Source organism: Burkholderia sp. Bp9016 (genome assembly GCF_003857765.1).
GTDB lineage: Bacteria > Pseudomonadota > Gammaproteobacteria > Burkholderiales > Burkholderiaceae > Burkholderia.
The window spans coordinates 182,291-194,536 of sequence record NZ_QTPY01000005.1 but is presented as its reverse complement, the minus strand read 5'-3'; the positions used below and the strand labels follow the sequence as shown (position 1 = coordinate 194,536).

The following is a 12,246-nucleotide window of genomic DNA, read 5'->3' as shown; positions in this document are numbered from 1 at the left end:
CGGCGCGCGGGCGCAGCCGCCTGCGTGCCGTTCGGCTTCGACCGGCGCGCGCGCCGCACGGGCGCGCCTTCCCGTGCATCGTTACAGTTCGATTCCGTAGACGTCCCGCGCGGCCGTGCGGATCGCATCGGCCATCACCGCGACGGCCGGCGAAGGCAGCCGGTCGGTGCGCGTGATGATCCCGAAATCGTCCATCCGGCAATCCATCTCCAGCGGCAGCACGGTAACGATCCCGTGTCGCGCGTAGTACCGCGCGACGTCCTCCGCCAGCACCGCGATCATGTCGCTCTGCTCGATCAGCTGCGTAATGAAAAGCAGCGCGGCCGTCTCGACGACGTTCGCGGGCGGCGCGAGGCTGGCGCGCTGGAACACCAGCTCGAAGCGATGGCGCAGCACGCTGCCGGCAGGCGGCATCACCCACGCGGCGCGCTGGACGTCGGCGAGCGACAGCGGCGCCTGCGCGAGCAGCGGATGGCCGGGCCGCACGACCGCGGCGACCGGCTCGCCGGTCAGCGGCTCGTAGCGCAGGTGCAGCTTGTCGTGTTCGGCGGACAGCCGGCCGAGCACGATGTCGAGCTTGTCCTGCGCGAGGTGTTCGAGCAGCGCGTTGCTCGTGTCGATCGCGACGGACACCCGCACGTTCGCGTGCGTTCCTTTCACGGCCGCGACGGCCGGCGGCACGAGCCGCAGCCCCGGCGACGTGATCGCGCCCACCGCCACATGCCCGAGATGGCCGGCCTTGAGCGCGGCCAGTTCCTCGCGCGCCTGGTCGAGGCTGCCGAGCGCCGCGCGCGCATGGCGGATCAGCGCGTCGCCATACAGCGTCGGCCGCATCCCGCGCGGCAGCCGTTCGAACAGCACCGCGCCGATCGATTCCTCCAGCTCGCGCAGCAGCTTCGACGCGGCCGGCTGCGTCATGTTCAGTGCGGCCGCCGCGCGATGAATGCTGCCTTCGTCGGCGAGCGCGACGACCAGCAGCAACTGGCGCGTCTTCAGGCGGCTGCGGTTTCCCCACGGGCTGGCTTCGCTCATCGTACGGGTTTATATCGATATCGGAATCGATATCGTAATCGCCTAAAACGTCATTGGCGAGTTATCAAAATTCTCCCTAGACTGCGTCGGTATCCCGTCACCACAGGACTGACGATGTCGGCAACAAAACCCAGGCTGCGCTCCGCGCAATGGTTCGGCACGAACGACAAGAACGGCTTCATGTACCGGAGCTGGATGAAGAACCAGGGCATTCCCGATCACGAATTCGACGGTCGGCCGATCATCGGCATCTGCAATACGTGGTCCGAACTGACGCCGTGCAACGCGCACTTCCGCAAGCTCGCCGAGCACGTGAAGCGCGGCATCTTCGAGGCGGGCGGCTTTCCGGTCGAGTTCCCGGTGTTCTCGAACGGCGAATCGAACCTGCGGCCGTCGGCGATGCTCACGCGCAACCTGGCGTCGATGGACGTCGAGGAAGCGATCCGCGGCAACCCGATCGATGCGGTTGTGCTGCTCGCCGGCTGCGACAAGACGACCCCGGCGTTGCTGATGGGCGCGGCGAGCTGCGACGTGCCGGCGATCGTCGTGTCGGGCGGCCCGATGCTGAACGGCAAGCTCGAAGGCCGGAACATCGGCTCGGGCACGGCCGTGTGGCAACTGCACGAATCGTTGAAGGCCGGCGAGATCGACCTGCATCACTTTCTGTCCGCCGAAGCCGGGATGTCGCGCTCGGCCGGCACCTGCAACACGATGGGCACTGCATCGACGATGGCGTGCATGGCCGAGGCGCTCGGCGTCGCGTTGCCGCACAACGCGGCGATTCCGGCTGTCGATTCGCGCCGCTACGTGCTCGCGCACATGTCGGGCATCCGTATCGTCGAGATGGCGCTCGAAGGGCTCGTGCTGTCGAAGGTCCTGACGCGCGCCGCGTTCGAGAACGCGATCCGTGCGAACGCGGCGATCGGCGGGTCGACCAATGCGGTGATCCACCTGAAGGCGATCGCGGGCCGCATCGGCGTGCCGCTGGAACTCGAGGACTGGATGCGCATCGGCCGCGACACGCCGACGATCGTCGACCTGATGCCGTCCGGGCGCTTCCTGATGGAGGAGTTCTATTACGCGGGCGGCCTGCCGGCCGTGCTGCGCCGGCTCGGCGAGGGCGGGCTGCTGCCGCACCCCGACGCGCTGACGGTAAACGGCAAGTCGCTGTGGGACAACGTGCGCGAAGCGCCGAACTACGACGACGAGGTGATCCGCCCGCTCGACCGGCCGCTGATCGCGGACGGCGGGATCTGCATCCTGCGCGGCAATCTCGCGCCGCGCGGCGCGGTGCTCAAGCCGTCGGCGGCGAGTCCGGAATTGCTCAAGCATCGCGGCCGCGCGGTGGTGTTCGAGAACCTGGACCATTACAAGGCGACGATCAACGACGAAGCGCTCGACGTCGATGCCGGTTCGGTGCTGGTGCTGAAGAACTGCGGACCGCGCGGTTATCCGGGGATGGCCGAAGTCGGCAACATGGGGCTGCCGCCGAAGCTGCTGCGCCAGGGCGTGAAGGACATGGTGCGCATCTCGGATGCGCGGATGAGCGGCACCGCATACGGCACGGTGGTGCTGCACGTCGCGCCGGAAGCGGCCGCCGGCGGCCCGCTCGCCGCAGTGCGCAACGGCGACTGGATCGAACTCGACTGCGAGGCCGGCCTGCTGCATCTCGACATTACGGACGACGAACTGCAGCGCCGCCTGTCGGACGTCGATCCGGCCGCGGCGCCGGGCGTGGCCGGGCAGATGGGCAAGGGCGGCTACGCGCGGCTGTATATCGACCACGTGCTGCAGGCGGACGAGGGATGCGACCTCGACTTCCTGGTCGGCACGCGCGGCGCGGATGTGCCGAGCCATTCGCATTGAGCGGCCGGGCGGCGCAACGTGCGCCGCGGCCGCGCGAGGGCATCGGCTCGCGCATCGTCAAGTTGTGAAACCCGTGAACGCATGATGGCCTCGCATCGGGGCCGACGCAGGACGCGAACCATGACATCGAGCAGCACGCCGCGTTATCGCGGCATCTTCCCCGTCGTCCCGACGACGTTTTCCGATACCGGCGAGCTCGATCTCGCGAGCCAGAAGCACGCGGTCGATTTCATGATCGACGCGGGCTCGGACGGGCTGTGCATCCTCGCGAACTTCTCCGAGCAATTCGCGGTCACCGACGACGAGCGCGACGTGCTCACGCGCACGATCCTCGAACACGTCGCCGGCCGCGTGCCGGTGATCGTCACGACGTCGCACTACAGCACGCAGGTCTGCGCGGCGCGCAGCTTGCGCGCGCAGCAGCTCGGCGCGGCGATGGTGATGGCGATGCCGCCGTATCACGGTGCGACGTTCCGCGTGCCGGAAACGCAGATCTTCGATTTCTACGCCCGCGTGTCCGACGCGATCTCCATCCCGATCCTGATCCAGGACGCGCCCGCGAGCGGCACCGCGCTGGCCGCGCCGTTCCTTGCACGGATGGCGCGCGACATCGAGCAGGTCGCGTACTTCAAGATCGAGACGCCGGGTGCGGCGAACAAGCTGCGCGAGCTGATCCGGCTCGGCGGCGACGCGATCGAGGGGCCGTGGGACGGCGAAGAGGCGATCACGCTGCTTGCCGACCTGCATGCGGGCGCGACCGGCGCGATGACGGGCGGCGGATTTCCGGACGGCATCCGGCCGATCCTCGACGCGTTCCGCGAAGGGCGGCACGACGATGCGTTCGCGCATTACCAGAGGTGGCTGCCGCTGATCAATCACGAGAATCGTCAGTCCGGGATCCTGACCGCGAAGGCGCTGATGCGCGAAGGCGGCGTGATCGCGTGCGAGCGGCCGCGGCATCCGATGCCTGAGCTGCATCCGGACACGCGCGCCGAACTGATCGCGATCGCGCGCCGGCTCGATCCGCTCGTGCTGCGCTGGGCGCGCTGAGCGAGTGGCGAAGGAGGAACACAGATGAGCAAGGTGTTTTCGCTGGGCGTGATCGGGATCGGCAAGATCGCGCGTGACCAGCATCTGCCGGCGATCGCCGCCGAGCCGGGCTTCGTGTTGAGCGCCTGTGCGAGCCGTCACGCGGAAGTGGCCGGCGTGCGCAACTATCCGGACCTGGGCGCGCTGCTGGCTGCCGAACGCGAACTCGACGCGGTGTCGCTGTGCGCGCCGCCGCAGGTGCGCTATGCGCAGGCGCGCGCCGCGCTCGAAGCCGGCAAGCATGTGATGCTCGAAAAGCCGCCGGGCGCGACGCTCGGTGAAGTGGCCGTGCTGGACGCGCTCGCGCGCGAACGCGGCCTTACGTTGTTCGCGACCTGGCATTCGCGCTGCGCGAGCGCGGTCGAACCCGCGCGCGCTTGGCTCGCGACGCGCACGATCCGCGCGGTGCAGGTGCGCTGGAAAGAGGACGTGCGGCGCTGGCATCCGGGGCAGCAGTGGATCTGGGAGCCCGGCGGCCTCGGCGTGTTCGATCCCGGCATCAACGCGCTGTCGATCGTCACGCGGATCCTGCCGCGCGAGCTCGTGCTGCGCGAAGCGACGCTCTATGTGCCGAGCGACGCGCAGATGCCGATCGCGGCCGAGCTCGATTGCGCGGATACGGAGGGCGTGCCCGTGCATGCGGAATTCGACTGGCGCCACGGCCCCGTCGAGCAATGGGAAATCGCGGTCGACACGTCGGACGGCGTGCTCGCGATCAGCCGCGGCGGCGCGCAGTTGTCGATCGACGGCGCACCGGTCGAGATCGGGTCCGAGCGCGAGTATCCGGCGCTGTATGCACACTTCCACGCGTTGATCGCGCGCGGCGAAAGCGACGTCGACGTCCGGCCGCTGCGGCTCGTCGCCGACGCGTTCCTGTTCGGGCGGCGCGTCGGGACGGACGCGTTCGGCCGCTGACAACGTGCCGGCGCGCTCCATTGCGAGCGCGGCCGCGCATGAAGCATGTTGAAGACCCAAGCCAATACAAGGAGACACCGCATGAACCGCACGATTCGCCGACACACCCTGCGCGCGCTGCTCGCCGCGCTTTGCATCGCTCCCCTCGGGACGCAGGGCGCCGCGCACGCCGACGCGCCGCTGAAGATCGGCTTCCTGGTGAAGATGCCCGAGCAGGCATGGTTCATCAACGAGCAGAATGCCGCGTCGGCGCTCGGCCAGAAGGAGAACTTCTCGGTCGTGAAGATCGGCACGCCGGACGGCGAGAGGGTGCTGGCCGCGATCGACAATCTCGGCTCGCAAGGCGCGCAGGGCTTCGTGATCTGCGCGCCCGACGTGCGCCTCGGGCCGGCGATCGCCGCGCGCGCGAAGCGCTACAACATGAAGTTCGTGACGGTCGACGACCAGCTCGTCGACTCGACCGGCAAGCCGCTGCCGAACGTGCCGCACCTCGGGATGTCGGCGACCAAGATCGGCAACCAGGTCGGCCAGGCGATCGCAGACGAGATGAAGCGGCGCGGCTGGAAGCCGGAAGAAGTCGGCGCACTGCGCATCACCAACTACGAGCTGCCGACCGCGAAGCTGCGCACTGACGGCGCGACGCAGGCGCTGCTGGCGAACGGCTTCCGCCAGGAGAACATCTTCGACGCGCCGCAGAAGACGACCGACGACGAAGGCGGCTTCAGTGCGGCCGCGCCCGTGCTCGCGCGCCATCCCAACGTGAAGAAGTGGGTGGTCTACGCACTGAACGAGGAAACCGTGCTCGGCGCGGTGCGCGCGACCGAGCAGCTGCACATCCCGGCAGCCGACGTGATCGGCGTCGGCATCAACGGCGCGGGCGAGGCGTTCGCCGAATTCCAGAAGAAGGAGCCGACCGGCTTCTACGGGACGATCGCGGTCAGCTCGACGAACCACGGCAAGGAGAGCACGCAGAACCTCGTCGACTGGATCCGCAACGGCAAGATGCCGCCGGCCGACACGCAGACGAGCGGCAAGCTGATGACGCGCGCGAACTGGCAGGCCGTGCGCGCCGAGCTCGGCATCTGAGCGTGCGGGGCGACGACGCGATGACGATGCAGACGATGACGGCCGTGTCCGGCAACGACGCCGCCGCGCAAGCCGGCGCCGGTAAGCCGGCGCCGGGCGGTGCGCTGCTCGCGCTCGACGGCATCACGGTGACGTTTCCGGGCGTGCGCGCGCTCGATGGCGTGTCGCTGGCGGTGCGCGCGGGCGAAGTGCACGGCCTGATGGGCGAGAACGGCGCGGGGAAATCGACGCTGCTGAAGGTGCTGTCGGGCGTGAACCAGCCGCAGGCCGGCACGCTGACGCTGAACGGCACGGTGCAGCGCTTCGCGTCGACACGCGCCGCGCTCGAGGCCGGCATCGCGATCATCTACCAGGAACTGCATCTGGTACCCGAGCTGACGGTCGCGGAAAACCTGATGCTCGGGCAACTGCCGAGCCGGCTCGGCGTGGTCGACGAACGTGCGCTCGCCGTGCGGGCGCTCGATGCGCTGGAGCGGCTCGGCGAGCACATCGATCCGGATACCCCGGTCAAGTATCTGTCGATCGGACAGCGCCAGATGATCGAGATCGGCAAGGCACTGATGCGCGACGCGCGCGTGATCGCCTTCGACGAACCGACGAGTTCGCTGTCCGCGCGCGAAACGACGCAGCTGTTCCGGATCATCCGTTCGCTGCGCGCGGAAGGCCGCGCGATCATCTACGTCACGCACCGGATGGAGGAAGTCGACGCGCTGTGCGATCGCGTGACGGTGTTTCGCGACGGCCGGCGGATCGAGACGTTCGAATCGGTCGCCGACCTGGACCGCGACCGGCTGATCGGCTGCATGGTCGGCCGCTCGATCGAGGACGTGTACGGCTACCGGCCGCGCGCGGCCGGCGACGTGCTGATCGAGGCGAAGGGGCTGATCGGGCCGGGCCTGTCCGAACCGGTGTCGTTCGCCGCGCGGCGCGGCGAGATCGTCGGGTTCTTCGGGCTCGTCGGCGCGGGCCGCTCGGAGCTGATGAAGCTGCTGTACGGCGCGGCGCGGCCGAGCGGCGGCCACGTCGAGCTCGGTGGCAAGCGCGTCGCGTTCGCGAGTCCGCGGCACGCGGTGCGCGCCGGCATCGCGCTGTGCCCGGAAGATCGCAAGCAGGAAGGCATCGTTGCGATCGCGTCGGTGGCCGACAACCTGAACATCAGCGCGCGCCGCCATTTCAGCCTGGCGCGCGTGCTGCTCGACGCGCGGCGCGAACGCGAGCTCGCGCAGAAATATATCGAGCGGCTCGCGATCAAGACCCGCGACGGCGACACGCCGATCGGCGCGCTGTCGGGCGGCAACCAGCAGAAGGTCGTGCTCGCGCGCTGGCTGGCCGAGCGCATCGACGTGTTCCTGATGGACGAGCCCACGCGCGGCATCGACGTCGGCGCGCGCGCGGAAATCTACAACCTGTTCTACGAACTCGCGGAAGCGGGCCGCACCGTGATCATCGTGTCGAGCGATCTGGCCGAGGTGATCGGCGTGTCGGACCGCATCGTCGTGATGAAGGAAGGACGGATCGCGGGCGAAGTCGCGAAGGCGCAGGCGACGCCCGACACGCTGATCAAGCTCGCGCTGCCGCGCTGAGCGGCGTGCAGTCAACCGGAATGCAATCGATATGAGCCAGGCCATGCAACCCCAACGCACTTCCCCGTCCTCCGATGCCGCCGTCGCGCCCGCGCGCGCCCGCGGCGGCGTGTGGCAACTGATCAACCGCTCCGGCATCGTGATGGTGTTCCTGGTGCTGTTCGCGGTGCTGTCGGCGACCGTGCCGGACTTCCTCACGCCGCGCAACATCCAGGGCCTGCTGCTGTCGGTCACGCTGATCGGCTCGATCGCGGTGACGATGATGTTCGTGCTCGCGCTCGGCGAGGTCGACCTGTCGGTCGCGTCGATCGTCGCGTTCTCGGGCGTCGTCGCATCGACGCTGATCACCGCGACGCACAGCGTCCTGTTCGGCACCGCGGCCGGCATCCTCGCGGGCGGCGCGGTCGGGCTCGTGAACGGCGTGCTGATCGCGCGCTGGCGGATCAATTCGCTGATCGTCACGCTCGCGATGATGGAAGTCGTGCGCGGTCTCGCGTTCATCACGTCGAATGGCGACGCGGTGATGATCTCCGAGGAGCGCTTCTTCGAACTCGGCTCCGGTTCGTTCCTCGGCATCTCGTTTCCGATCTGGAGCAACATCGTCGGCTTCGTCGTGTTCGGCTTCCTGCTGCGCAAGACGGTGTTCGGCAAGAACGTGCTGGCTGTGGGCGGCAACGGCGAGGCCGCGTTGCTCGCCGGGCTGCCGGTGATGCGCATCAAGATCGCCGTGTTCGTGCTGCAGGGGCTCGTGACCGGTTTCGCCGGCGTGATGCTCGCGTCGCGGATGAGCCTAGGCGACCCGAAGACGTCGGTCGGCCTCGAGCTCGGCGTGATCTCCGCATGCGTGCTCGGCGGCGTGTCGCTGACGGGCGGCGTCGCGACGATCTCCGGCGTGCTGGTCGGCGTGCTGATCATGGGCGCGGTGCAGGACGCGATGAGCCTCCTGAACGTGCCGACCTTTTACCAATATCTGATACGCGGCGGAATTCTGTTGCTTGCCGTGCTGTTCGACCAGTATCGTCGCAACCAGCGGCGCGCGATGAAGATCTGACCAACGCGCCGCCCGCGAAAGCGACAGATATCGGGAGACGGCATGCAACAGACTAGTCCGGGCGCGGCGGCACTGCTCGTAGACAGCCGCAACACGCTCGGCGAAGGCGCGACGTGGTGCGACGCGACGCACGCGTTGTACTGGACGGACATCGAAGGCGCGCGCCTGTGGCGCTGCCGCGCGGACGGCTCGGCCCTCGCGCAATGGCCGATGCCGGAGCGGCTGGCGTGCTTTGCGCTGACGAACGAGCCGGACGTGCTGCTCGTCGGGTTCGCGACGCATCTCGCGTTCTTCGATCTGCGCAGCGGCGCGTTCACGCGCATCGTCGATGTCGAGCCGGATCTGCCGACGCGGCTGAACGACGGCCGCTGCGATCCGTTCGGCGCGTTCGTGTTCGGGATGAAGGACGAAGGCGGCGATCCGCCGTGCGCGATCGGCGGGTTCTATCGGCTCAATCCGGACCTTACGCTCGAACGGCTTGCATTGCCGGCTGCCGCGATCGCGAACAGCATCGCGTTCTCGCCGGACGGTTCGAAGATGTACTTCTGCGATTCGATGGTGCGCGAGATTTTCGTGTGCGATTACCGCGCGGGCGGCGATGTTGCCAACGTGCGGCTGTTCGCGCGGCTCACCGACGCGGACGGCGATCCGGACGGCTCGACGATGGACCGCGACGGCGGGCTGTGGAATGCGCAGTGGGGCGGCCGGCGGGTCGTGCGCTACGGGCCGGACGGTGTCGAAACGGCGCGCGTGGCGGTGCCGACGGCGCAGCCGAGCTGCGTGGCGATCGATGGGGAAGGTCGGTTGTACGTGACGAGTGCGCGCATCGGGTTGAGCGACGACGCGCTGGCGAGCGATGCCGATGCCGGTGGCGTGTTCGTCGCGCAGACGGGCCATGCGGGGTTGGCGACCGCGAGATTTGCTGGGACATGTCCTGGATGAATGGCGGGTGTGGACGGCAGGTTCTATCGGCTGCAGGCAAAGATCCGGGTTGTACGAAAGATGGGCCTTGAACGGGGCTGATCAGCCGTCGTCTTTCTTAGCGGAATTCAGGCGCGCCGCATCCGCGACATGAATGCCGCGCGGAAAACGTGATCGCGGAATGCGTAACGCCGACGTGACGCAAGGTCATCCTTTCCCCGTTCACAGCTGCTTCGCATATTCCTCCGGCCACATCCATCGACCAGGCTCAAAGCATCGTCTTATACACAAATCTGCCCTCCGCAACCGTAGGCCGGAACAAACCGCCGTCGAGCTCTCGATACTTCGGCGCCGGATGACACGACAGAAGCCGCTGCCGGGCTGTAGATGCGGCTACCTCCGTGGACGAAGCACCGGCACAACCCGAAGTGACGCAGAAAAACGAAAGCCCCCGGCTTGTGAAGGTTCGGGGGCCTTTCTTTTACACACAATTACCATAATTAAAATAAAGATAGTCGGGCGCGAATCCAATCCCATTTGGTAGGCGGAATCGGGCGGCGGTTTTTCGCCCGGGGCTAGTCTATCGATTGATACAGTGTTTTGAGTCTCAAACGGGATGCATCCTTGTACACCCTCGTACTTCTTTAACTCTGATCCTAGCAAACCTTTTTGTGGCTTATAGTAAGGATTTTTTTGCGCCAGTAATAAATGGATTTCATCAATCGATTAATGAATTATTCTGTAATATTTAATAATTAACGAAACTCCCGTTCCATGTTGATCCTTGTTGGTTCAGGTATCGCAGTCACTCCACCCTGTGATGGTTGGAATGAAGCTGTTTTTTTACCCCGTCACGAAGTGCCGAACCATTTTCAAGATGAGAATCGATTGTTTTTGGTAATTTAATTAGTGTGCCGACCGATAATTTCGTACTTATACGAGGCAACTGAGCACATGGAGGTATGCTGGGAGTGATGTCGCGACTATGCGTTCGCCCCCGACGTGCTGGTAAGATGGCGCGCAATTCCATCCCGCCCGCACCATGAGTTCCGCACCGACCAAGCCCGCGAATCCGAAAAACGCCGCGACGAGCGCCACGGCAGGCGCCGTGAAGAACGCCGCGAAAAGCGCCGCCCGCGCGACGGGCGACAAGCCGAAGACGCGCGTGCAGCAGCGCCTGACCTACGTGATCGGCGGCCTCGACCGGCTGCTGCGCCGCCATATGACCGACGCGCTCGCGCCGCTCGGCATCACGCTCGCGCAATACACGGCGCTGTCGGTGCTCGAGGCGCGCGGCGCGTCGTCGAATGCGCAGTTGGCCGAGCGCTCGTGGATCACGCCGCAATCGGCTAACGAGGTGATGAGCGTGATGGCCGCCCGCGGTTTCGTCACGCGCGAAGCCGACCCGTCGCACGGCCGCATCATCCTGCTGACGCTGACCGACGAAGGCGCGGCGATGCTGCGCGAGTGCGAAGCCGTGCTGCGCCCCGTCGAGACGCGAATGCTCGGTGACATCTCCGCCGACGACGCCGCGCATGTGCAGCGCGCGCTCGAACTGTTCTCGCGCAACCTGCGCGGCTGATCGCTTCCCGACGCTTCATCGCGCGGGCCCGCGTGGGCCCGTGCAGCCCGCCTCCGCTGCGCCTTGTCGTCGCCAGTGGCCTGACCGTTCCCCGATTCCATCGTGTCCTCGGCTTTCCGCTCCGGGTTTACACCGGCGTTCGTGCCGCTTGCAATATCAGGTAGCCTGATATTAAATGAAGCCGTTCGCAGCAGGATCGCTGCGCACCGAATCGCACTGGAAACGAACGACAGGAACCGACATGAGCAAGTACGACAATCGCTGGCAGACCGTGGAAGTGAAGGTGGAGGCCGGCATCGCGTGGGTGACGCTGAACCGTCCGGACAAGCGCAACGCAATGAGCCCGACGCTGAACCGGGAGATGCTGGACGTGCTCGACGCGATCGAATTCGACGACGAAGCGAAGGTGCTGGTGCTGACCGGCGCGGGCGCCGCGTGGACGGCCGGCATGGATCTGAAGGAATATTTCCGCGAGATCGACGGCGGTTCCGACGCGCTGCAGGAAAAGGTGCGTCGCGACGCATCGGAATGGCAGTGGCGCCGTCTGCGGATGTACAACAAGCCGACGATCGCGATGGTGAACGGCTGGTGCTTCGGCGGCGGGTTCTCGCCGCTCGTCGCGTGCGACCTCGCGATCGCGGCGGACGAAGCGGTGTTCGGGCTGTCGGAGATCAACTGGGGCATCCCGCCGGGCAACCTGGTGAGCAAGGCGATGGCGGACACGGTCGGGCATCGCCGCGCGCTGCACTACATCATGACCGGCGACACGTTCACCGGCGTCGAAGCGGCGGCCATGGGCCTCGTGAACAGCAGCGTGCCGCTGGCCGGCCTGCGCGACGCGACGATCGCGCTCGCCGCACGGCTGATGGACAAGAACCCGGTCGTGCTGCGCGCGGCGAAACACGGCTTCAAGCGTTCGCGCGAACTCACGTGGGAGCAGTGCGAGGATTACCTGTACGCGAAGCTCGACCAGGCGCAACTGCGCGATCCGGAGCGCGGCCGAGAGCAGGGGTTGAAGCAGTTCCTCGACGACAAGACGATCAAGCCGGGCCTGCAGGCATACAAGCGCTGATACAGCGCTGACAAAACCGCCAACGCAACCGCAAGAGACAGGCAAGGCA

The 12,246-nt window shown here is 66.9% G+C and carries 10 protein-coding genes; 9 read left to right on the top strand and 1 reads right to left on the bottom strand.

Translation table 11 applies throughout. From position 1 onward, the window contains the following. Nucleotides 1-81: 81 nt before the first annotated feature. Nucleotides 82-1,032, bottom strand: a complete 951-nt coding sequence (locus DIE13_RS08720) for a LysR family transcriptional regulator (protein WP_124826759.1) — start codon at nucleotides 1,030-1,032, stop codon at nucleotides 82-84. 114 nt (nucleotides 1,033-1,146) lie between these two features. Here DIE13_RS08720 and DIE13_RS08715 point away from each other — a divergent pair, with 114 nt between their 5' ends. From DIE13_RS08715 to DIE13_RS08675, 9 genes are all read left to right on the top strand, one after another. Next, a complete protein-coding gene (locus tag DIE13_RS08715) occupies nucleotides 1,147-2,898 on the top strand; it encodes an IlvD/Edd family dehydratase (RefSeq protein WP_124826758.1) in 1,752 nt (583 codons plus the stop codon). Nucleotides 2,899-3,018: 120 nt separating this feature from the next. Beyond that, a complete protein-coding gene (locus DIE13_RS08710; RefSeq protein ID WP_124826757.1) occupies nucleotides 3,019-3,948 on the top strand; it encodes a dihydrodipicolinate synthase family protein in 930 nt (309 codons plus the stop codon). 24 nt (nucleotides 3,949-3,972) lie between these two features. Beyond that, nucleotides 3,973-4,902, top strand: coding sequence for a Gfo/Idh/MocA family protein (locus DIE13_RS08705; RefSeq protein ID WP_124826756.1), 930 nt, complete (start codon nucleotides 3,973-3,975; stop codon nucleotides 4,900-4,902). Nucleotides 4,903-4,983: 81 nt separating this feature from the next. Continuing rightward, entirely contained in the window at nucleotides 4,984-5,988 is a 1,005-nt protein-coding gene (locus DIE13_RS08700) for an arabinose ABC transporter substrate-binding protein (protein ID WP_124826755.1), read from the top strand. A gap of 20 nt (nucleotides 5,989-6,008) precedes the next feature. Further along, nucleotides 6,009-7,571 (top strand): L-arabinose ABC transporter ATP-binding protein AraG, encoded by a 1,563-nt coding sequence (gene araG, locus DIE13_RS08695; protein ID WP_124826754.1) that lies wholly within the window; start codon nucleotides 6,009-6,011, stop codon nucleotides 7,569-7,571. 31 nt (nucleotides 7,572-7,602) lie between these two features. Beyond that, nucleotides 7,603-8,622 carry an L-arabinose ABC transporter permease AraH gene (araH, locus tag DIE13_RS08690; protein ID WP_124826753.1) on the top strand — a complete coding sequence of 340 codons (1,020 nt, stop codon included), beginning with the start codon at nucleotides 7,603-7,605 and terminating at the stop codon, nucleotides 8,620-8,622. Between the two features lie 42 nt (nucleotides 8,623-8,664). After that, entirely contained in the window at nucleotides 8,665-9,564 is a 900-nt protein-coding gene (locus tag DIE13_RS08685; protein ID WP_124826752.1) for an SMP-30/gluconolactonase/LRE family protein, read from the top strand. A gap of 1,021 nt (nucleotides 9,565-10,585) precedes the next feature. Further along, nucleotides 10,586-11,125 (top strand): MarR family winged helix-turn-helix transcriptional regulator, encoded by a 540-nt coding sequence (locus DIE13_RS08680; protein WP_175760796.1) that lies wholly within the window; start codon nucleotides 10,586-10,588, stop codon nucleotides 11,123-11,125. A 241-nt stretch (nucleotides 11,126-11,366) separates the two neighbouring features. Further along, nucleotides 11,367-12,197: a p-hydroxycinnamoyl CoA hydratase/lyase gene (locus DIE13_RS08675; RefSeq protein ID WP_124826751.1), complete on the top strand. Its 831-nt coding sequence runs from the start codon at nucleotides 11,367-11,369 to the stop codon at nucleotides 12,195-12,197. Nucleotides 12,198-12,246 lie beyond the last annotated feature (49 nt).

Coding starts and splice junctions, on each gene's coding strand:
- DIE13_RS08720 (WP_124826759.1), bottom strand. CDS start 1,032: ATGAGCGAAGCCAGCCCGTGGGGAAACCGCAGCCGCCTGAAGACGCGC.
- DIE13_RS08715 (WP_124826758.1), top strand. CDS start 1,147: ATGTCGGCAACAAAACCCAGGCTGCGCTCCGCGCAATGGTTCGGCACG.
- DIE13_RS08710 (WP_124826757.1), top strand. CDS start 3,019: ATGACATCGAGCAGCACGCCGCGTTATCGCGGCATCTTCCCCGTCGTC.
- DIE13_RS08705 (WP_124826756.1), top strand. CDS start 3,973: ATGAGCAAGGTGTTTTCGCTGGGCGTGATCGGGATCGGCAAGATCGCG.
- DIE13_RS08700 (WP_124826755.1), top strand. CDS start 4,984: ATGAACCGCACGATTCGCCGACACACCCTGCGCGCGCTGCTCGCCGCG.
- araG (WP_124826754.1), top strand. CDS start 6,009: ATGACGATGCAGACGATGACGGCCGTGTCCGGCAACGACGCCGCCGCG.
- araH (WP_124826753.1), top strand. CDS start 7,603: ATGAGCCAGGCCATGCAACCCCAACGCACTTCCCCGTCCTCCGATGCC.
- DIE13_RS08685 (WP_124826752.1), top strand. CDS start 8,665: ATGCAACAGACTAGTCCGGGCGCGGCGGCACTGCTCGTAGACAGCCGC.
- DIE13_RS08680 (WP_175760796.1), top strand. CDS start 10,586: ATGAGTTCCGCACCGACCAAGCCCGCGAATCCGAAAAACGCCGCGACG.
- DIE13_RS08675 (WP_124826751.1), top strand. CDS start 11,367: ATGAGCAAGTACGACAATCGCTGGCAGACCGTGGAAGTGAAGGTGGAG.